The 20,056-nt window shown below is 64.4% G+C and carries 21 protein-coding genes and 1 pseudogene; 11 read left to right on the top strand and 11 right to left on the bottom strand.

Annotated features, from left to right (window positions below):
- Positions 1-9: 9 nt before the first annotated feature.
- From AC3G88_RS19365 to AC3G88_RS19405, 9 genes are all read right to left on the bottom strand, one after another.
- On the bottom strand, positions 10-816 hold the full coding sequence (locus AC3G88_RS19365) for an aspartate dehydrogenase (RefSeq protein WP_488773470.1): 807 nt from the start codon (positions 814-816) through the stop codon (positions 10-12).
- 12 nt (positions 817-828) lie between these two features.
- Positions 829-2,526 carry a thiamine pyrophosphate-binding protein gene (locus tag AC3G88_RS19370; RefSeq protein WP_488773360.1) on the bottom strand — a complete coding sequence of 566 codons (1,698 nt, stop codon included), beginning with the start codon at positions 2,524-2,526 and terminating at the stop codon, positions 829-831.
- Positions 2,519-3,322, bottom strand: coding sequence for an SDR family oxidoreductase (locus AC3G88_RS19375; RefSeq protein WP_488773359.1), 804 nt, complete (start codon positions 3,320-3,322; stop codon positions 2,519-2,521). Before AC3G88_RS19375 ends, AC3G88_RS19370 begins: the two co-directional genes overlap by 8 nt.
- Positions 3,323-3,338: 16 nt before the next feature.
- Positions 3,339-4,199, bottom strand: coding sequence for an IclR family transcriptional regulator (locus AC3G88_RS19380; RefSeq protein WP_488773358.1), 861 nt, complete (start codon positions 4,197-4,199; stop codon positions 3,339-3,341).
- 19 nt (positions 4,200-4,218) lie between these two features.
- Positions 4,219-4,755, bottom strand: a complete 537-nt coding sequence (locus tag AC3G88_RS19385; protein ID WP_488773357.1) for a cupin domain-containing protein — start codon at positions 4,753-4,755, stop codon at positions 4,219-4,221.
- 24 nt (positions 4,756-4,779) lie between these two features.
- Positions 4,780-5,550, bottom strand: a complete 771-nt coding sequence (locus tag AC3G88_RS19390) for an SDR family oxidoreductase (RefSeq protein ID WP_488773356.1) — start codon at positions 5,548-5,550, stop codon at positions 4,780-4,782.
- Positions 5,543-6,598 carry an aromatic ring-hydroxylating dioxygenase subunit alpha gene (locus tag AC3G88_RS19395; protein WP_488773355.1) on the bottom strand — a complete coding sequence of 352 codons (1,056 nt, stop codon included), beginning with the start codon at positions 6,596-6,598 and terminating at the stop codon, positions 5,543-5,545. Before AC3G88_RS19395 ends, AC3G88_RS19390 begins: the two co-directional genes overlap by 8 nt.
- A 33-nt stretch (positions 6,599-6,631) precedes the next feature.
- Positions 6,632-6,937 (bottom strand): recombinase-like helix-turn-helix domain-containing protein, encoded by a 306-nt coding sequence (locus tag AC3G88_RS19400; RefSeq protein WP_488773354.1) that lies wholly within the window; start codon positions 6,935-6,937, stop codon positions 6,632-6,634.
- Between the two features lie 221 nt (positions 6,938-7,158).
- Positions 7,159-8,040: an alpha/beta fold hydrolase gene (locus AC3G88_RS19405; RefSeq protein WP_488773353.1), complete on the bottom strand. Its 882-nt coding sequence runs from the start codon at positions 8,038-8,040 to the stop codon at positions 7,159-7,161.
- Positions 8,041-8,510: 470 nt separating this feature from the next.
- Here AC3G88_RS19405 and AC3G88_RS19410 point away from each other — a divergent pair, with 470 nt between their 5' ends.
- From AC3G88_RS19410 to AC3G88_RS19440, 7 genes are all read left to right on the top strand, one after another.
- Positions 8,511-9,605 (top strand): porin, encoded by a 1,095-nt coding sequence (locus AC3G88_RS19410; protein ID WP_488893782.1) that lies wholly within the window; start codon positions 8,511-8,513, stop codon positions 9,603-9,605.
- Positions 9,606-9,615: 10 nt separating this feature from the next.
- The gene (locus tag AC3G88_RS19415; RefSeq protein ID WP_488773351.1) at positions 9,616-10,617 is read left to right on the top strand and encodes a Bug family tripartite tricarboxylate transporter substrate binding protein; all 1,002 of its coding nucleotides are present in this window, start codon (positions 9,616-9,618) and stop codon (positions 10,615-10,617) included.
- A gap of 309 nt (positions 10,618-10,926) precedes the next feature.
- Positions 10,927-11,709 carry a GntR family transcriptional regulator gene (locus AC3G88_RS19420; protein WP_488773350.1) on the top strand — a complete coding sequence of 261 codons (783 nt, stop codon included), beginning with the start codon at positions 10,927-10,929 and terminating at the stop codon, positions 11,707-11,709.
- 56 nt (positions 11,710-11,765) lie between these two features.
- Positions 11,766-12,527 carry a transporter substrate-binding domain-containing protein gene (locus AC3G88_RS19425; RefSeq protein WP_488893787.1) on the top strand — a complete coding sequence of 254 codons (762 nt, stop codon included), beginning with the start codon at positions 11,766-11,768 and terminating at the stop codon, positions 12,525-12,527.
- 22 nt (positions 12,528-12,549) lie between these two features.
- On the top strand, positions 12,550-13,218 hold the full coding sequence (locus AC3G88_RS19430; RefSeq protein ID WP_488773349.1) for an amino acid ABC transporter permease: 669 nt from the start codon (positions 12,550-12,552) through the stop codon (positions 13,216-13,218).
- On the top strand, positions 13,215-13,871 hold the full coding sequence (locus AC3G88_RS19435; RefSeq protein WP_488773348.1) for an amino acid ABC transporter permease: 657 nt from the start codon (positions 13,215-13,217) through the stop codon (positions 13,869-13,871). Before AC3G88_RS19430 ends, AC3G88_RS19435 begins: the two co-directional genes overlap by 4 nt.
- Positions 13,852-14,583: an amino acid ABC transporter ATP-binding protein gene (locus tag AC3G88_RS19440; protein WP_488773347.1), complete on the top strand. Its 732-nt coding sequence runs from the start codon at positions 13,852-13,854 to the stop codon at positions 14,581-14,583. Before AC3G88_RS19435 ends, AC3G88_RS19440 begins: the two co-directional genes overlap by 20 nt.
- A gap of 17 nt (positions 14,584-14,600) precedes the next feature.
- Here the strand turns inward: AC3G88_RS19440 and AC3G88_RS19445 are convergent, their stop codons facing one another.
- Positions 14,601-15,668, bottom strand: coding sequence for an SGNH/GDSL hydrolase family protein (locus AC3G88_RS19445; RefSeq protein ID WP_488893783.1), 1,068 nt, complete (start codon positions 15,666-15,668; stop codon positions 14,601-14,603).
- A gap of 394 nt (positions 15,669-16,062) precedes the next feature.
- Here AC3G88_RS19445 and AC3G88_RS19450 point away from each other — a divergent pair.
- Positions 16,063-16,431: pseudogene (locus tag AC3G88_RS19450) on the top strand (type 1 glutamine amidotransferase family protein); the annotation flags it as partial.
- Positions 16,432-16,466: 35 nt separating this feature from the next.
- Here AC3G88_RS19450 and AC3G88_RS19455 read toward each other — a convergent pair.
- Complete coding sequence (locus AC3G88_RS19455; protein WP_488773345.1) at positions 16,467-17,447, bottom strand: LysR family transcriptional regulator; 981 nt, start codon at positions 17,445-17,447, stop codon at positions 16,467-16,469.
- 113 nt (positions 17,448-17,560) lie between these two features.
- Between AC3G88_RS19455 and AC3G88_RS19460 the strand changes: the two genes are divergently transcribed.
- From AC3G88_RS19460 to AC3G88_RS19470, 3 genes are all read left to right on the top strand, one after another.
- Entirely contained in the window at positions 17,561-18,109 is a 549-nt protein-coding gene (locus tag AC3G88_RS19460; protein ID WP_488773344.1) for a 4-hydroxylaminobenzoate lyase, read from the top strand.
- Positions 18,110-18,112: 3 nt separating this feature from the next.
- Positions 18,113-18,835 (top strand): nitroreductase, encoded by a 723-nt coding sequence (locus AC3G88_RS19465; RefSeq protein WP_488773343.1) that lies wholly within the window; start codon positions 18,113-18,115, stop codon positions 18,833-18,835.
- 84 nt (positions 18,836-18,919) lie between these two features.
- On the top strand, positions 18,920-19,954 hold the full coding sequence (locus tag AC3G88_RS19470) for an MBL fold metallo-hydrolase (RefSeq protein WP_488773342.1): 1,035 nt from the start codon (positions 18,920-18,922) through the stop codon (positions 19,952-19,954).
- The last annotated feature ends 102 nt before the right edge of the window (positions 19,955-20,056 follow it).

The raw sequence follows: 20,056 nt of genomic DNA on the forward strand, positions 1-20,056 counted from the left end.
TTACTCGCTTCAGATCGACACCGCGTGGGCGCGGTTGCCGAGCGCACGCACCACGCTGAACACGGTCAGCGCGGACGTCTTGGGGTTGGCAGCCAGCGGCTTGCCGCGCATGGTCAGCTCGAAGCCGCCGAAGGCGCCTCGCGCTAGCACGTGGTGGACGTTTTCCACCGCCGACGGGTCGGCCAGCAGCTTCACCGCGGTGCGGTCCAGCCCCAGCCCCGCCAGCGACACCGTGGCCGCCACGTTGGCATTCTTTGGATAGAGCCGTGCCGCATCGCGCGCCGTACCTTCGAAGATCACGGTCGGCTCCGTCAGCGCGTTCAGGTCAAACAACTGCTCCGCCGGCGTACCGGTCCAGGCGCGCGCAGGCTTGCGGCCCGTGTAGACCACTTCATCGAGGCCGCCCACGCGGGCCGCCGCAAGGGCGTCGATGGCGCCAATGGCACCCGAGAGCAGTTGCACCTGGGTATGGCCGCGTCGTGCGGCCGCTTCCAGACGCTCGGCCATGCCGGGCTCGGACAGCGCGCCCACCGACACCACCAGGCACGGAATGCCGCGTTCCAGCGCCGGCACGACGTGTTCCTCCAGCGCCTGGTGGCCCGCGCATTCGACGAGCAGATCCGGCCGCCGGTCGCCGTCGGCCAGCCGGGTCGCCACGCGTACGTTCGGCGCCAGCGTCGACAGCGCGCCGCGCGCCGCGGCCATCCCGCCTTCCGGCACGATCACCATGTCGAACGCGACATCGGGGTCGGACTTCAGCAGCTCCAGCACGCCACGGCCAATCGCGCCGCAGCCCACCATCGACACATGCAGCATGGACATCCCCCTTCAGGCCGCTGCCGCCGCCGTATTGGCGATCGGGGCCTGCTTGTTGACCGGCGGGCCGGCAAACACCGTCTTGAAGCTGCCAATCGACAGCATGTCGATTTCCAGCAGGAACGGGCCCGGCTCCACCGTGGCGGCTTCCAGCGCAGCGCCGATGTCTGCCAGGTTGCTTACGCGACGGTGGCGCAGCGCCAGCGACTGGCACAGCTGGGCGTAGTCGGGCGTGTGCAGGTCGACATAGTGGCGACGGCCGCCGTACTGCGCGTCCTGGATATTCTTGATGACACCATAGCCCTTGTCGTTCATCAGCACGATGACCATGTCGGCACGTTCCTGCACGGCCGTGGCCAGCTCGCCCAGGTTCAGGATGAAGCCGCCGTCGCCCGCCAGCGTGAACGTCTTCTTGCCCGACGCCGTGGCAGCCGCGCCGACGGCGGCCCCAATCCCCATGGCCAGGCCCTGGCCAATGCCGCCGCCCAGCGCATGCACGCCGGCACGCGAATCGAACAGTTGCAGGTGGCGATTGCCCCAGGTGCTGTTCGAAACGGTCACGTCGCGCACCCAGTTGAAGTTGCGGCCCACGGCCTGCTGCAGCGCCTGCACCAGCGCGCTGTAAGGCCCCAGGCCCTCGACCAGCGCGCCCGCGGCGGCTTCATGGGCGCGGCGCAGGTCGGCCGCGAAGCCGCCATCGATTTGCATGCGGCCTTCCAGGCGGTCGGCCAGGCCGTCCAGCGCCAGCGCGGCGTCGCCGCTGACGAAATAGTCGCTCTGGTAGCAGCGTCCTTCCGATGCCGGGTCGGCGTCGATACGCAGCAGCGGGCGCGGCAGTTTCAGTTCATATTTGAGCGTTTCGTTGCCACGCAGGCGCGAGCCGACCACGACCATCGCGTCGCAGGTCTGATAGAACGTCTCGACGGGCTTGTGGAGGTTGTAGGCACCCAGCGAACGCGGGTCGTCCTCGGGGACGATGCCACGGCCCTGGGTGGAGGTGACCACGCCAAAGCCCATGTCCATCAGACGCCTGACCTGCTGGCTGGCGTGGCGCGCGCCGCCGCCCAGCCACAGCATCGGACGCCTGGCCTTCAGCAGGCGCTCGGCCAGCGCATCAAGCGCGTGGGCCGACGGCTGGTGCTGCGGCACCGGCAGCGGCTTCAGGTCGTTCGGCATTGGAATCAGCGCCGCCTGGATGTCGATGGGGATCTCCACGCTGACCGGGCCGGTCGGTGCCGTCAGCGCGGTCTGCACGGCAAGCTTGATCGTCGAGATCGCCGTATCGGCGCTGCGGATGCGGAAGGCCGCCTTCGACACGGCCTTGAGCATCGTGAGCTGGTCGGGCGCTTCGTGGATATAGGCGAGGCTCTGGTCCAGGTACGGCGTTTCGATCTGGCCCGTGATGTGCAGCAGCGGGGTGCCGGCGGTCAGCGCCTCCACCATGGCGCCGGCGGCGTTGCCGGCGGCGGTGCCGGTGCTGGTCAGGCACACGCCGAGGCTGCCGGTGGTCCGGGCATAGGCGTCGGCCATGTTCGTGCCACCGGCTTCGCCGCGCGCCGGGACGAAGCGGATCTTGCCGCGCTCTCCCATCGCGTCGAGGATGGGCATGTTGTGGATCGAGATCACACCGAATGCAGCCTTGACGCCGCATTGTTCGAGGAAGGCTGCAATGGCGCAGCCCACGGTGACTTGTTGTTGCTCGTTACGCATGACGGGAGAGTCCTCCGGAAATATCGATATGGCTGCCCGTGGTGTACGAAGACAACGGCGAGGCAAGGAACAGGATGGCGCGCGCGGCTTCCTGCGGCAGGCCAAGGCGGCCCAGTTGAATGTGCTTCTGTTTGGCCAGACGCGCGGTCCACGCGGTCCAGTCCAGATGACGGTCTTCCTCGGGGCGCGCGTCGAAGCGGCGACGCCATTGACCCGATTCCACCAGGCCGATCAGGATGCCGTTGACGCGCACGCCGCGGGGCGCGAATTCGGTGGCAAGCGACCGCACGAGGTTGTGCACGCCGGCACGGGCGGCCGACGTGGCCACCATGTGGGGCTCCGGCTGCGTGGCCAGCAGCGAGTTCACACAAACAATTGCGCCCTGCTTCGATTGCGCCAGCTGCGGCAGGAACGCACGCGTCGGATGAATCACCGAGAAGAACTTCAGCTGCAGTTCCTCCATCCAGGCAGCGTCCTCGGTGGTGGCAAACGTCGACACCCGGCCCTGGCCGGCGTTGTTGACCAGCATGTCGGCCGGACCCAGTTCGCGCGCAACGTCTGCGGCGAATGCATTGACCTGTTCGGGTTGCAAGACATCGCACGTGGCGGCGTACAGCCGGCACCCGGCGAAACGCTCGCGCAGCAAGGCTTCGGCGCTGCGCAGGCGCGCGGCGTCGCGGCCGCACATGGCAACGGCGGCACCCGCCTCCAGCAGCAATTCGACCGTGGCCAGGCCGATGCCGGAGGACCCGCCGGTCACGACGGCGACCTTGCCGTCGAGTTCAATCATGGACATCGAATCCCCTCTCCCCTCATTCGCGATAGATGGCTACCGCCTGGCCCGGCACGCGCCTGGCATGCCGATGCGGCCGGTATCCGAGCAGGCGCGACAGTTCGCCCGCGGTTTCCCTGACTTTCCCGACCATGCGGTCGAGTTCTTCCTGCAGCAGGCGCGACGCCGGAATCGTGGCTCCCAGCGCGGCGGCCACCTTGCCCGTACGGTCGCGCACCGGCGCGGCAATCGTGGAAATGCTGGCTTCGAAGAAGCCTTCCTGCAGCAGGTAGCCGCGCTGCTGCACTTGCTGCACCAGCGTGTGCAGGGCTTCCACCGTACGGGGCGTACTGTCGGAATAGACCTGCAACTGGGCTTCCGGATACAACGTTCGCAGCTGCTCCAGATCCAGGTCCTCCAGCAGCACGTGGCCCAGCACCGTGGCATGCGCGGGCAGCCGTGCGCCGACGTTGACGTTGCTGGCAAACGGCCGTGAGGCCGCGGCCTTGGCCACGTAGACCACCGAGCGCCCATCGCGCACCACGATGTTGCAGGGATACTCGATATCGTCGCGCAGCCGGTTCAGCAGCGGACCGCCCAGCTCCGTCAGTTCCAGCGACGCCAGATAGTCGAAACCGAGCCGCAGCACCGCCAGTCCGAGCCGGTATTCCCGCCCGCCGTCGGCGCGTTCCACATAGCCGGTGGATTCCAGCGTGGCCAGCAGGCGAAACACCGTGGAGCGCGGCACATCGAGCCGGCGCGACAGATCCGCCGCACTCAACACGCGGTCGCGTGCGCTGAACTCGGCCAGCAGGCGAAGTCCGCGCTCCAGGCCCGGCACGATGTACTTGTCCAGGCCTTCGGCATTCAATGCGGCTGCGGTTTCAGGGTTGGCGCTCATCGCTCGGCTCGCTCGCGGCTTATCGCTTGACCTTGGTCAGCGGGTGCTCGGGCGGGTACGTCGGCGTGACCGGCTTCTTGGCGCCGAGCATCACGCACATCAGCGCGTCTTCCTCGCCGATATTGATTTCCTCGCGGTACACGCCCGGCGGCACCGACACCAGGTCACGGTCGGTCAGGATGGTTTCATAGCGTTCGCCGTCCTTCTCCAGGATCAGCTTGATCTTGCCGCGCAGGATGAAGAACACCTCTTCCACGTCGGTGTGCAGGTGCGAAGGACCTTCGTGGCCAGCGGGGATGATCATCGTGGAGAACGTGAAGTGCTCCGACGGCACCGTATTGGTGTCGGCCGATACGCCGGTGCCACCCGTGCCCAGGTAACGCATCTGCGCGCGACGGTATTTCGGGTCGTAGTCCGCCTGGAACTTCAGCGCGTCCCAGTCGTAGCGGCGGGTACTGAAGCGCGCCACGCGCGATTCCATCCACTTGTCGAACGAGGCACCTTCAGGTTGTTCCCAGCTGCGCTTGATGTTTTCCTGTTGCGACAGATCGCTCATTTCCATTTCCTCTGGAGTGTTTGGTTAATGCATGACAAAGCCGCCGTTGACCGCCAGCGTCTGGCCGGTCACGAAACGGGCGAGGTCGGACAGCGCGAACAGCACGGCGCCGCAGACGTCATCGGGAACCTGCTCGCGCTGGATGGCGCGCTGGTCGCGGTAGAGGTCGTGCCGGTGCTGCGGCACGTATTCGGTGGCTTCCACCAGCGTCAGGCCCGGCGCGACGGCGTTGACCGTGACATTGGCATCGCCAAGTTCCCGCGCCAGCGAGCGGGTCATGCCGATGATGGCGCTCTTGCTGGCCACGTAGGCCAGCAGGTTGGGCGCACCCCACAGCGGCGTGTCCGAAGCCAGGTTGATGACCGCGCCCCGGCCACTGGCGCGCAGCGCCGGCGTGCAGGCGGCGGTCATCAGCCAGGTGCCACGCACATTGACGTTCATCACGCGGTCCCACGTGGCGATGTCCAGCTCGGTCAGGTTGCGGCCCCCCGAGTCGGTGACCGCGCCGTTGTTGACCAGGCCGTCCAGGCCGCCGAGCGCCTCCGCGGCGGCGCTGGCACAGGCCTGCACCGATGCCGGATCGTTCAGGTCGAGCTGCAGCGGCACCACGTGGAAACCCCGCGCCTTCAGCGCGGCGGCCGATTCCTCGACACGGTCGACCAGGATGTCGGCCATGGCCACGCTGGCGCCGGCTTCGGCGATGGCCGTGGCAAAGGCCAGGCCCAGGCCGCGCGCGGCGCCGGTGATCAGCACCTTGCGGCCGGCCAGCAGGTTGGCGTACTGACGATCAGGCATGGCTGTGGGCTCCGGCCACCGGTTGCAGCATCGCCACAGGCTCATCGGCGACCTCTGCTTCGGCGCGGCGCTTCAGCAGGCGGCGTACCCGCGTGATGCCGGCATCGTGGGCGTAGAGCATCTCGTGATCGCGCGCAGCCGGCGCCATCGATTCCAGCACCACGCGGTCCTGTTCCAGCACGTCCCAGTGCAGGCCTTCCAGGCGATTGCGATACAGGAAGCGCCAGACGTCCCGCTCCCAGCCTTGCACATGGCGGGTACGCCAGAAGAACACCATGCAGTGCTCTTCATCGACCGGCGTGGCGATGCCAACGATGCCGAACGGCCCGCCGGGACCGACCTTGTCGCGATACGGGATGGACAGGCGCAGCCACAGCGTGCCGGTCTCGCCGAATTCCACCCAGTCGAAGTTCACACCGCGCTGTCCGGTCTTCTCGAAGACCAGGCCGTGATCGGTTTCCACGACCTGCATCACGGCGGACTTTTCGCCGCTGGCCATCGAGTGCGACACCGCATGAAGGTATGCGCCATGCATCGGGTCCATCACGTTGTCGATGGCATAGCGGTAATTGCAGTCCCAATGCGCCACGCACAGGAAGTTGCTGTGTTCCGCGCTGACCAGTTCCTCGGGCAGCCGCAACGCGTCGGCGTCGGTGGGCGCGCGATCGCCAAACCACAGGAAGATGGCACCGGCCTGTTCTTCCACGGGATAGCTGCGCACGCACGTGCGGCCTTCCAGCGGGCAGTTCTCGACGGCCGGCACGCTCTTCACCTGCCCGTCGCCGCCCACTTCCACGCCGTGGTACCAGCAGGCCACGCGGTCGCCCAGGTTCCAGCCCATCGACAGACGCGCGCCACGGTGCGGGCAGCGGTCTTCCAGCGCGTTCAGCTTGCCGGCGTTGTCACGCCACACCACGATGTTCTGGCCCAGCCGCGTGATGCCGATGGGGGCATGCGTGACCTGCCACGACGCCGCCACCGGATACCAGTAGTTGCGCAGGCCGGTATTCAGGCGCGTTTCGGCGCGTGCTTGCTTGTTCGATTCCATGTCTGTCTTCTCGCTTGTCGTCTCGGCCGGCGCTCAGGCGCCCAGGCGGCGCATTTCGGAGAGGAAGCGTTCCTCGGTCCACGACTGGCCGTCGGCCGCCAGGAATCCGGCGTGATTGAACGCACGCACGACGTCTTCCGGGGATTTGGCGCCGCCCGCGAACGCAGCTTCCAGCGCGTCGCCGAGCGCGTTCTCGTAGGCGGTGGGCACGGCGGCGCGCGTCTGCCAGACGATGTTGGTGACGTGGCCCGGCTTTTCGATATGACCCTTGCCCGCAACGTTGTTGGGCGCGGGACGCTCCCAGGGAACCAGGTTCGGGTTGTACGCGACGCTTTCCATTGCGCTTTGCTCCATGGCTTGCTTGGTGGGGGACGGCTGGCTCAATCCACTGTCGCGATCCTCAGGTAGACACGCTAGTCGTTTTACCTATGAAACACGAGTTTAAATATTGAACACAGGTACGACTATAGACAACGACGGTTTAAAGATTGATCGGGGTTAACCCGCGCCGAGGGCGGGGCGCTGGCTGATAGCCGGCCAGGCTGGCGCGGGCGGAACGCTCAGGAACGAGAAAGCGTGCTGCGAATCAGGCGGGCCACGGCTTGTGGCTGCTCGATGTAGCACGCGTGACCGGCGTCGGGGATGGGATGGAACGGCAGGCCAAAGCGGTCGGCCAGCGCAGCGGACGCCTCGGGCGTGGTGACCACGTCCTGCGCGCCGCAACCCACCTCCACAGGTCGCCCCTGCGCTGCGAGATACCGGCCGATATCGTCGCCACACAGCAGCGCCACGGCCTGACGGTAGCCATCCGGATTGAGCCGCTGCATATTCCAGCGCACCCATGCCTGGGCATCGGGCGTGGCCGCCGGGCTCAGCAGCCTGGCTGGGCCGCGTTGCGCCAGGCCCTCCACCCCCATCGATTCCAGCGACGCAATGCGCTGCCCCGCCACTTCGCGCGCCTTGTCTTCCTTGCCTGGCGCCCCGTAGCCCAAGGCGGGACTTAACAGCAGAAACCTGTCCGGCTGAAGCCACGGGGGCACGTTGGCCGCAAAGCCGGCCGCCATCAGCGCGCCGAGCGAGTGCCCGACGATCAGATCGGGCCGCACCTGCAGCGCACTCAGCATGGCGCCGAGTTGCAGCGCGTAGTCGCGCGCCGTCGGCGCCGGCGTCGGCAATGGCGACGACTGGCCGTAGCCGGGCGCATCCCAGGCAATCACGCGCGCATGCGCCGCCAGCAGGCTGGCGCATGGCAGCCACGACGCCGCCCCCGAACTGATGCCGTGCAACAGCACGACCACCGGGCCACGTGTTCCGCCGATGCGGCAGGCCACCCGGGCGCCGTCGGGTCCAGTCATCACCAGACGTTCGGCGAAATGGCTGTCGAGCGCGGCCAGCAGGTCGACGCCTGGAGCGGGTGCAGAAGGGGTCGCACTTTGTTCCATATATGAAATGTAGGTTTGCAAATAAAACTTCTCGACTATAGGCGCATATCTTTGTGGGGGGCGATCAGGGTAAACAGGGAGAAGAACCGCGGTGTTTGCGGGACGCCCGAAAGCGGTGCGAAACACGTGAAATCCGCCTCGCCAGCGGGCTGGGGTGGCGGCAGGCAAAGAACCGCGCCGGGCTTGAGTCGCCCGACCGAGGTGCCGGAACGCCGCCCATCGGAATGCGCCGAGGCGGTGCGGCGCGCACCACATCAGCCGCGGTATCCGGACAACGCCGCCTTGTCACACCGGAGCCTCATTAGGGTTCGCCCCTATCTACGGCCTCACGCCCTCTGCCTATATTCCGCTCATCGTTTCCTATGTAGTTCATTGTTTTACTAATGAAACACGACAATGCGGCAGCCACCATACCGTTGCCGACGGAAACGTCCATGAGAAGCCCACAAGACAAGAGAAGGAAACGGTAGATGAAGATCGCAAAGTACGCGGCGGGCCTGCTCGCAGCCGCGCCCCTGCTGGCCTGCGCCCAGTCCGTCACCATGTATGGCGTGGTGGACACGGGCGTGGAATTCGTCAACAACGTCGGCGCGGCCGGTAACAGCGTGGTCCGCATGAACACGCTGACCGGCACCGTACCGTCGCGGTGGGGCCTGCGCGGCACGGAAGATCTCGGCAACGGGCTGAAGAGCGTGTTTGTGCTCGAAGGCGGATTCGCCCCCGATTCCGGGAATGCCAACCAGGGCGGTCGACTGTTCGGCCGCCAGGCGCTGGTAGGCCTGCAATCGAACCAGTGGGGCCAGATCTCGTTTGGCCGCCAGTACACGATGCTGTTCTGGGCCACGCTCGACACCGACATCCTGGGGCCGAACTCATTCGGCTCGGGGTCACTGGACAGCTATCTGCCGAACACCCGTGCCGACAACGCCATTGCCTACAAGGGCACGTTTGGCGGGCTGACCATGGGCGCCACGTACAGCTTTGGACGCGATACGGCCAACGCGGGCCCCAGCCCTTCCGGCACCAACTGCGCCGGCGAAAACCCCGCCAACAAGAGCCAGTGCCGCGAATGGTCGGCCATGATTGGCTGGGACCAGAAGTGGTGGGGCATCACGGCCGCGTATGACTCCCAGCGCGGCGGCCCGGGCGCCTTCGGCGGCCTGACCAGCAGCAGCCTGCGCGACGACCGCGCGTCGATTGCCGGCTACGTCCTGCTGGATCGCACGAAGATTGGCGCCGGCGTGATCCGCCGCGAAAACCAGGGCAGCCCGACGCCGCTCTCGGAGCTCTACTACATCGGGGCGGCCTACGACATCACCCCGGCCTTCACGCTGGCAGGCCAGGTCTACTACCTGAACTATCAGAACAGCGACAACAAGGCGATGCTGTACGCCGTGCGCGGCATGTACAACTTCAGCAAGCGCACGGCGGTGTACGCGACGGCGGGCTATATCAACAACGACGGCACGCTGGCGATGTCCGTGAGCGGCGCGCAGGCTGGCGCAAACCCGAAACCGGGCGGCCAGCAGTTTGGCGCCATGGTCGGCATCAAGCACGTTTTCTAAGGAGGCCGACATGCAACCCAACGTTATCCGCCGCGTCGTCATGGGCGCGATTGGCGCGGCCATCGGCACGGCCGCACTGCTTGCCACGGCCCCGTCGATGGCCCAGGGCAACTATCCGAACAAGCCCATCACCATCGTGGTGGCCTACCCCGCCGGCGGCGACACCGACGTGCTGGCCCGGCTGATGGCCGAAAAGCTCGCCGCGCGCCTCAAGCAGTCAGTGGTCGTGGAAAACCGCACGGGTGCGGCGGGCACGATCGGAAGTGCCTATGTGGCACGCGCGGCCGCCGACGGCTACACGCTACTGCTGGCCCCTAATACAGTGTCGATCGCACCGCTGGTGCTGAAGGCCGGCACCGGCGCCAGCTACGACGTGCTCAACGATCTCACCCCCATCGCCCAGCTTGGCACGCAATCCCTGTTCGTGGTGGTGAACAAGAACAGCGGCATCGCGAAGATGGGTGACCTGGTGGCGCGCGCAAAAGCCGGCAAACTGGAAACCTATGCCACCCCGGGCAACGGATCGCCAATGCACATCATGGGTGAACTCTTCAACAAGTCCGCCGGCGTGAAGATCTCGCAGGTGCCTTACCGCGGCACCGCACCCGCCATCGTGGACGTGCTGGGCGGCCAGGTGCCGATGACCTATGTCACCTACGGCGCGGTGGTGCAGTACGTGGGCAACGGAACCCTGGTACCGCTTGCCGTGGCCGACCCGAAGCGTTCCCCCTTTGCGCCGAACGTGCCGACACTGGGCGAACTGGGTTACAAGGACGTCGAGATCGGCGCATGGCAAGCCCTGCTTGGGCCCAGGAACCTGCCGCCGGAAATCGTTCGCTTGCTGAACAGCCACGTCAACGACATCCTGAAGCAGCCGGATGTGGTGGCGCGCATGGCCACGATCGCCGTGACGCCTGTGGGCGGCGAGCCGGCCGTGCTGCAGAAGCTGATCGCCGCCGACTACGCGCGCTATACCCGGTTGGTCAAGGAGTTTGGCATCCAGGCCGACTAAGCCGGACGCGTCCGCGCTTCCCTTCGAAGAGACCGCAGCACTGACGCCCCGCCGATGCGGGGCATTTTCGTTCGTGGTGGCAGTACTGCCACGGCATATCCAGCTGCGGGAGCCAGTATCGGGCCCGTTGGCGGTCCGTTTCTGGGGCATCCGCCCCCGGCCCCGGAACGCGTCGCACCGTCTTGGCGCGCAGCGCCCCGCGCTGGGGATACACCGACATCCGCCCCGCCCCCGAATGGCCGCATAGGCCGCATTCTGGCGACAAATCTTGCATACAAGCATGGCATACCACTTGCTCAAGTGGTACCCGTGAACGCAACGACTGAAAACTCTCCCGCCGATATTGCCAATCGCATCACCGAGGCGATGCTTGGCCAGAAGCTGCTGCCCGGCTCGCGCCTGGGTGAGCAGGAGCTCGCCACGCTGTTCGGCGTGAGCCGCACGCTGGTGCGCGAGGCGCTGTCGCGCCTGGCGGCGCGCGGCATGGTGACCGTCAGCGCCCGGCGCGGCTGGTTCCTGGTGGAACCGGGTGCCGACGACATTCGCGCGGCGTTCGACGCCCGGCGCATTATCGAAACCGGCTTGCTGCGCGAGATCGGGCCGGAGCGCCCGCCCGGCGCCCAGGCCATCCACACGCTCAAGGTGCATATCGCACGCGAGAAGGCTGCGCTCCAGGGCGACGACGCCAGCATGCGCAGCTTTCTGCTGGGCGATTTTCACGTTTGTCTATGCGCCTCGCTGGGCTATGGCCTGCTTGTCGACACGCTGCGTGACCTGACGGCACGCACGACGCTGGTGGCCAGCCGCAATCAGTCCGCCGCCGATGCCGACCGCTCCTGCAGCCAGCACGAAGACATCGTCAATGCGTTGGCCGCGGGCAATGGCGCGCTGGCCGCGCGGCTGATGGCCGAACATCTTGGCGAAGTGCATACCAGCCTTGATGCCGTGGGGCCCGCCGACCCGCTTGCGCACCTGCGGCAGGCGCTGGCCCCGGTCGATCCCACGCGCACGCCCCACGCCACAACGCCCGCCGCGGAGGTTTCCGCGGCACAGCCAATGTCATCCCCATCCCCATCCCCATCCCGAAACTGAGGAAACACGCGATGTTCCAAGCCCTGTCCCAATCCAAGTCTTCCCGTCGTGGCGTGATGTGCGCATTGCTGGCCGCCCTCTGCGTGGCCCCGCTGCCCGCGCAGGCCGATACGCTCGCCGACATTACCAAGGCCGGCGTGCTGCGCGTGGCCGTGCCACAGGATTTCCCGCCGTTCGGCTCGGTGGGGGCCGACATGACGCCGCAGGGCCTCGATATCGACGTGGCCGCGCTGATGGCCAGGAAGATGGGCGTCAAGCTCCAGTTGGTCCCGGTAACCAGCACCAACCGCGTGCCGTATCTGCAGACGCGCAAGGTGGATCTTGTAATCTCGAGCATGGGCAAGAACCCTGAGCGCGAAAAAGTGCTCGACTTCTCGGAGGCCTACGCGCCCTTCTTCAACGGCGTGTTCGGACCGGCGGACCTTCCCGTGAAAAGTGCGGCTGACCTGGCGGGCAAGACCGTTGGCGTCACGCGTGGTGCGGTCGAAGATCTGGAATTGAGCAAGATCGCGCCGGCCAGCGCGAACATCAAGCGTTACGAAGACAACAACGCCACGATTTCGGCCTTTCTGTCCGGACAGGTGCAGCTGATTGCCACCGGCAACGTGGTAGCTTCGTCGCTGATCGCCAAGCACCCGCCCAAGGCGCCGGAGACCAAGTTCCTGATCAAGAATTCGCCGTGCTTCATCGGCATGAACAAGGGCGAAAAACCCTTGCAGGACAAGGTCAACGCCATCCTCGCCGAAGCCAAGAAGGACGGCTCGCTCAATACGCTGTCGATCAAGTGGCTGCTGCGTCCGCTGCCGGCCCAGCTCTGACACGCGCCGCCCGGGTAATAGCATGGCTTACGCGTTCGATTTCGTTTCGGTGCTGGACTACACCGACGTGCTGGTGAAAGGCATCGCCGTCACGGCGCAGCTGACGCTCACCGGCGGGGTGCTTGGCGTGGCCGTCGCCGTGGCGGGCGCCTGGGCCAAGACCCAGGGCCTAGCCTGGCTGCGCGCAGTCGTCGGCACCTATGTGGAGCTGATCCGGAACACGCCGTTTCTGATCCAGCTGTTCTTTATCTTCTTCGGGCTGCCCAGCCTCGGTGTGCATCTGCCGGAAATGGTGGCGGCGTCGCTGGCCATGGTCATCAATCTGGGCGCCTATGGAACCGAGATCGTGCGCGCCGGCCTGGCAGCAACGCCGCGCGGACAGTTCGAGGCGGGGGCCAGTCTTGCCATGTCACCGTTCCAGGTGTTCCGCCATGTGGTGCTGCGCCCGGCCTTGCAGAAGATCTGGCCCGCGCTCTCGAGCCAGGTGGTGATCGTGATGCTGGGGTCCGCGGTGTGCTCGCAGATTGCCGCCCAGGACCTGACGTACGCGGCCAATTTCATACAGGGCCGCAACTTCCGCGCGTTCGAGGTGTATCTGGTCACCACCTGCATCTACCTGCTGCTTGCGATTGCCCTGCGGCAGTTGCTGCGCGGCATCGGCCGGCAGCTATTCGTCCGGAGGGTGGGATGATCGAGTTTTCGTTGTGGGATATCGTCCGTAACCTGCTGCTGGCGGCGCGCTGGACCGTGTTGCTGTCGTTGGTCGCCTTCGTAGGCGGCGGCATCGTGGGCCTGCTCGTGCTGTTGCTGCGCACAGGCAAGCGGCCGTGGGCAAGGCGGCTGACACAGGGCTATATCGAGCTGTTCCAGGGCACGCCGCTGCTGATGCAGCTGTTCCTGGCGTTCTTCGGACTTGCGCTGTTCGGCATCGAAGTGCCGGCCTGGCTGGCTGCGGGGCTGGCGTTGACGCTGTGGACCTCGGCCTTCCTGGCCGAGATCTGGCGCGGCTGTGTGGAAGCCATCCCGCGCGGTCAGTGGGAGGCCTCCGGCAGCCTGGCCATGGGCTACGTGCAGCAGATGCGCCACGTAATCCTGCCGCAGGCGCTTCGGATAGCCGTGGCCCCCACCGTTGGCTTCGGGGTCCAGGTCATCAAGGGAACGGCCCTTGCATCCATCATCGGTTTTACCGAGCTTTCCAAGGCGGGCACGATGATCGTGAACGCCACGTTCCAACCGTTTACCGTCTATGCAGCCGTCGCGCTGATGTATTTCGCGCTGTGCTGGCCGCTTTCGCAATACAGCAAGATGCTGGAGAGGAAATTTCATGCCGCTCATCGCCATTGATCAGGTCCGCAAGTCGTTTGGCAGCAACGAGGTCCTGAAAGGTATCTCGCTTTCCGTGGAACCCGGCGAGGTCATTGCCATCATCGGCAAGAGCGGTTCGGGCAAGAGCACCCTTCTGCGTTGCATCAACGGGCTGGAGCGCATCGATGCCGGGGCCATCACCGTAGCAGGCGCTCATCTGGCCGACAGCGAACTGCAGCTGCGCGCGCTACGGCTGAAGGTGGGCATGATCTTCCAGCAGTTCAATCTGTTCCCCCACCTGAGCGCCGGGCGCAACGTGATGCTGTCGCCAATGATCGTCAAGGGCGTGCCAGAGGCCAAGGCCCGGGAACTCGCCGAACTGAACCTGGCGCGCGTGGGACTGTCCGCAAAATTCGACGCCTATCCTGACCAGTTGTCCGGCGGGCAGCAGCAACGGGTTGCCATCGCCCGCGCGTTGGCCATGCAACCCACCGCACTGCTATGCGACGAGATCACGTCCGCGCTGGACCCCGAACTCGTCAACGAGGTGCTGCAGGTGGTGCGGGGCCTGGCCGCCGACGGCATGACCTTGCTGATGGTGACGCACGAGATGCGCTTTGCGCGCGAGGTGTGCGACCGCGTGGTGTTCATGCACCAGGGGAAGGTCCACGAAATCGGTGCCCCGGAGGAGGTCTTTAACCGTCCCCAAACGTCGGAACTCCAGCAGTTCCTGGGGATGGTGGAGGCCTGACACGCCAGATTAGGATGTCAGAACCCTTTCACAACTTTCATCACCGCATCGGCGACCTTGCCTGCTAGATACACATGGCCGGCGGGTGTGGGATGCGTGCCATCCTCAGACACATAGATGTCGCCATTGCCATCTCCATTCAGATCGCCAGCATTCCCCGTGCCGGTCTGCCAGCGCTCGCCGACATTGTCGATGAAGTGAAAATTGACGCGACTTCCAACCGCCGCCTTGATGGCATCCCGTTGATCGATAAATGTGGAACCTGGTGACCAGGGGCCTAGAACAAAAACAACAGTGAACGGCAGTTGCTTTTCCACGGCATCAAAGAGAGCTGTCGCCTCGGCTTGCAACTCGGCCTTCGGATGACCGGTGTCATTAGTGCCGGCCGCGATAACCAGCACATGTGGGCTGAATGGCAGGACGTCGGTGGAAAGTCGATCGCGTAGTTTAAGTTTGCCGTCGGGGGCCTCCAGGTATCCCGTAGCGCCGACACCGGACTGATACATGTCCTTCCAGCCCATCAGATATCCAAGCCGGGTGGCGTAGTTGTCAAAGCTATATCCTTGCCCGGCCATCCCTTCCGTGATCGAGTCACCCAAAATGACTGCGCGCAGCCTCGGCTCAGCGGGCGGGGCTGAGATGGAGTCGCCCGGGGCAATCCGTAGCCCGCCGAATCGCATGTTGGGCGTCTCGATCCGAATGTTCCTCGACTTCCGACCTCCTTGGAAGTCGACTCGCGTGAGGTACAGGTTGCCATCGTCAGGATAAGCGACGGCCGAGGTCGTGGCGTACGCGCCATCCACGAGAAGCCGGTGCGCGGAAGCCTCCACGTTTCCTTTAACCATGATCTCGAAGGTGGGAGCGTCGGTCACGAACTCGATGTAATAGATGTTGGAGTCGGGACCGAGCACGCCGTAGTTCACCGCTGTGTTCTTGACCAGTTGGTCGTCCGGATAGTCGGGCCCTGCTTGTTTTACTGCGCCGATGTATCGCAGCGCTGGGCTGTCCGGCGGCACCAGCCTGCTGTCCTTGATGCTGGACGGCATATTGGCAATGCCCGGCGTAACGATGGGAGGCGATGCCATCGTGGCGGGCGCTCCGCCAGCCGACATGGCCGCCTTGAGCAAAGCCTTCGTGGCCTCCAGATCTGTCAACGGTGACGGCGAGGAGGGCCTGGGGGGCGCGGCGGGTCCACTCGGCTCTGATGGCGGGGACCCGCCGCCGCTCGCGACCGGTGTCGGAGTTTCGCCGCCACCTCCTCCGCATCCCGAAAGGAAGACAATTAGCAAAATCGTTGCAAATGCCACATAGCGTCTTTTCATTGATTTCTCCGTTTTCGTAAAAATTACACGGAGGAAGTCGACGAGAAACTCCGCCAGAGGACGGAATCGGATATCCGACTAGTGGCCTAACTAAATCTGATTAGGCTTCACACTTTGGAATCAGCAGGCCGCCGCCGATTGCTCTGGGGACACCATCGTGGGCCGCCGTGAACGCGGCGTTGCCCGGAGCACGCCTTGCATACCCAAGGAAGCCACTGTTATTGGCGGCCCAACTTGGCGAAGAAGGAGCCGCCAAGCGGCCGCACGCTTGCTGAGCACGACCGTCTATTCGATGCAGGGTGGAGATGTCCATGCATCGCTCGGCGTCTCCGTCAAGACCGAACCCGTCCACCGCGCCACCGACGCCGATACCTGGATGATCAGTGGCATTGTCAATCCAACCCAGCGCGCCAGCACCTCTGCGGAACTGACCTTCGTCCGCGCGGCGTCGGAGGGCTCGCGCCGAACCGCCGGCCTCTGCACCGGTGTCTTCGTACTGGCAGACGCTGGCCTGCTCGACGGCAAGCGAGCGACGACCCGGTCCAGGCGGCCGCCTTCTGCCTACTTCAGCGCTGCTTCTGAAGTCTGCGCAATCTTCACAATCATCTCGCGCAGCCAGGCATGCCCCACATCGTCATCGTCACGGCCATGCCAGACCGCGCGCATGATTTCCGTGCGTGATGGGTAAGGTGGTGCGCGACGAGTCAGGCCCCCACGATCTGCGAGTGCCAAGGCGAGCGACGCCGGCACGATCGACAGCATGTCCGTCTGGCGAAGCATGGCCGGAATGGCGAGCGCGTGTGGGACCGTGACTCTCAGCCGCGGCGTCGCACCGGACGCAAGGAGCGCCTCCTCCAATGCTCGTCGATCGAACATCTCGGACTGGCGAGCCAACCCGCGCTCGACGATGAATCCCCCCACCGCCCCTTCCTCCTGCCCGCCCACTGACAGCGTGACAAGCGGGTACGTCGCCAGATCCTCGAGTCTGAGCTTTCTTCGTGAGGCCGGATGTCCTTTGCACATCAAGATCGACTCACCCTGGGACATCAGCTCGCACGAGTTCAGGCGATGTGGAACCTGGGAGAAGATGCCGATGGCGATATCGATACGCCCCAAGTCGATCTGCTCCGCGAGATCCAGTCGTGTCGACGGCCGAATGACGAGGTCCACGCCGGGCGCCGACTTCTGCAACTCCCGCGAAAGTGGCGCTACGACTACTTCCGTAACGTGGTCGTTCGCCGCTATGACAAACCTACGCCTGGACTGGCCTGGAGAAAACGGCTCCGTGCCCAAGGCGTTCTCGATACGGCGAATCGAATCCAGCAACGTTGGCGCCATCGACAGGGCACGCCCGGTAGGCACCATGCCCTTGCCCCTCCGTATGAAAAGCTCGTCACCCACCAGTTCGCGAAGCCTGCGTAGCGCATGGCTTACCGCAGATTGCGTGAGGTGCAGACGCTTGCCGGCCAGGATCAGATTCCGCTCCTCATAGACGGCCTCGAAAACCTTCAGAAGGTTCAGATCCGTACGTCCAATGCTCATAATGGTGTCGCTCGCTCATTGAATTGCCTTCATTATGCAGATGCACAGACATCAATTCCATTCCATTCACTGGCGGCGCATTATGGCTTCCACTATTGGACAGGAAGCGAACCATGACTTCAGAAACACTGGACAGCGATCGCGAAGCATTGATCGAGCGATGCATCCCCTTCCTTGAGGAAGTGAAGGACCTCACGACCGGCACCGAGGTGGAAAGCTGGCTCAACCGGAAATACGGACCTGCCAGCCAGCTGTACCGAACGTTGTCTTCCCTGGTGCGCAAGGGTGTGGAGGATGGCTGGGCGGCCAACATCGATATTGAAGGCCCAACCTATCGCCGTAGTCGCATCGCGGAGCCCTCCGAGCGCACGCTGCACTTCAGCATCACTGCGGTGTATATGGACAGCACTGGCAATGCCCAGGGACATCTGGACGGTCGGTTCCGCGGGCAATACCACGGCCATCCATATGGGGAGTTCAACATGGTCGTGCCTTTGAATGCTGGCGCGGCACTCAACGGTCCGAATGGCTGGTGTACGGGTGGCTGGACCGCCCCCGCTCCTGGGAGCCATCACTACCCCGAAGCAAAAGGGGGTGCAGTGATCGCGTTGTTCTTCCTGCCTTCCGGGCGCATTTCCTATCACGAAGCCCCGCAGGAGTGAGTCATGGTCCAGACGATTAGTAAATGGTCCCAGGACGCGATCACGCAATGTGTCGCCTCAGTAGTCACCTCGCGGCGGTCAGTCCGTGCGTTCAAGCCAGAGCCCGTGCGCCAGGACGTGGTCGAGCAGATCCTGCAGGAAGCGGCCGCCGCGCCGAGCGGAGCCAACATTCAGCCTTGGCGCGTGTACGTGGTTACAGGTACCGTCAAGGACGAACTTGCCGACATCCTGGTCGCGGCTCACAGGGGCGGGTTGGCTCCCGCTCCCGCTCACTTTCCTGAGCCCTTGCCTGACCTTTTTCGCACGAGACTAATTGATTTCGGCGCACGCTACTACGCGTCGCTTGGTATCGATCGCAACGACACGGCGGCGCGCTCGCGCCAGACCGAAAAGAATTTCTCGTTCTTCGGCGCTCCGGTGGGTCTCATCATCAGCATCGACCGCAGACTGAAGCCGCACAGTTGGATCGATATCGGGCTTTTCGCGCAGAACCTCATGATTGCCGCGAAGGCGCGGGGCATTGACACATGTCCCCAGGTCGCCTTCGCACCGTTCCACGAGCAGATTGCATCGTACTTGAATATGCCTACCGAGGAAGTCACTGCTTTCGGTATGGCGTTGGGCTTCGGTGACACCGAAGCCGAGGTCAATCAGACGAGGATGCCACGCGCACGCGTGGGGGACTTCGCGCGCCTATTGGGCTTTCCCGGCACTGCCGGTCGGTAATCCCATCGCGGCTATCCCAATGTTCGTCCGAACAGACGCCGCTCCGCCACACATGGATGGCGACACTGCACAACACGTATCAAGATGACCACCCTTTTCAAGTTCAAGACGTTCCGATCCAACGTGAACACTCTGCTCAGCCTTTTGCTGACAGGGATCAGCTTTGCCGCCGCTGCGTTCGCCCCCACCGCTGCATCGGCCTCCGATTTCACCCAACAGATCGTCGCCGATGCCAAGGTGACGGCTGACGACTATTTTCATACGGGGGCTGGCGCAAGATATTTGCGCCGCGCCGACAAGGATCTCGTCAGGAAGCCGGTGCGTGGCAATATCACCGTGCTGATGGGCTCCGGCGGCAACATCACTGTGCTCGCGACTCGGGAGGGCAATTTCCTGGTCGATGCCGGCATCAGCAAGTCACAGGAAAAGCTCCAGGAAGCCATCAAGGAAATCGGACCACGCCCGCTCAGGTACGTAGTGAATACGCATTGGCACTGGGACCACACGGATGGCAATGCTTGGATGCATGAGGCAGGTGCCACGATCGTGGCGCATAGGAATACCTATAAGCACCTTACCGAAAGAACACATGTGAATGCCTGGAACTGGACGTTTGACCCGGTCCAACAATCAGCACGCCCAACGCTGTTGATCGACGACGGGATGACGTTCAACTTTGGCGGCGCCATGATCGAAGTGGAGAATTTTGGCCAAGGTCATACGGACGGGGATCTATGGGTCTACTTCAGGAACGCCGACGTGCTGGTGCTGGGCGACACTTTCTGGAACGGGTTATATCCGTATATTGACAACGAAGATGGGGGCAGCATCGACGGCGCGATCAAATGGGCCAGCAAGGCGGTAGCCCGGACGACCTCCCACACGATCGTCATTCCTGGGCATGGGGCCGTAGGCACGCGGGCTCAGCTCATCGAGTTTCGCGACATGCTGGTGACTGTGCGCAACAACGTAGCGGCGCTCAAGAAGGCCGGAAAGACGCTAGAGGAGATCGTCGCAGCCAAGCCAACAGCAGACTTCGATGCCAAATGGGGAAACTTCGTCTTCAATGGCGATCAATTTACGAGAATGGTCTACGCAGGACTGCAGGCCGATATCTAGCCTCTGCTGTCAAGCGGTTGGTCCCCGCTCGGTGTCTTGGGGTAGCGTTCCTGAGCAAGTGCGTCGATGGCAGAATGATCCGATCGCCAGTGCGCGTGACTG

The organism is Cupriavidus sp. 86D6 (genome assembly GCF_057815095.1).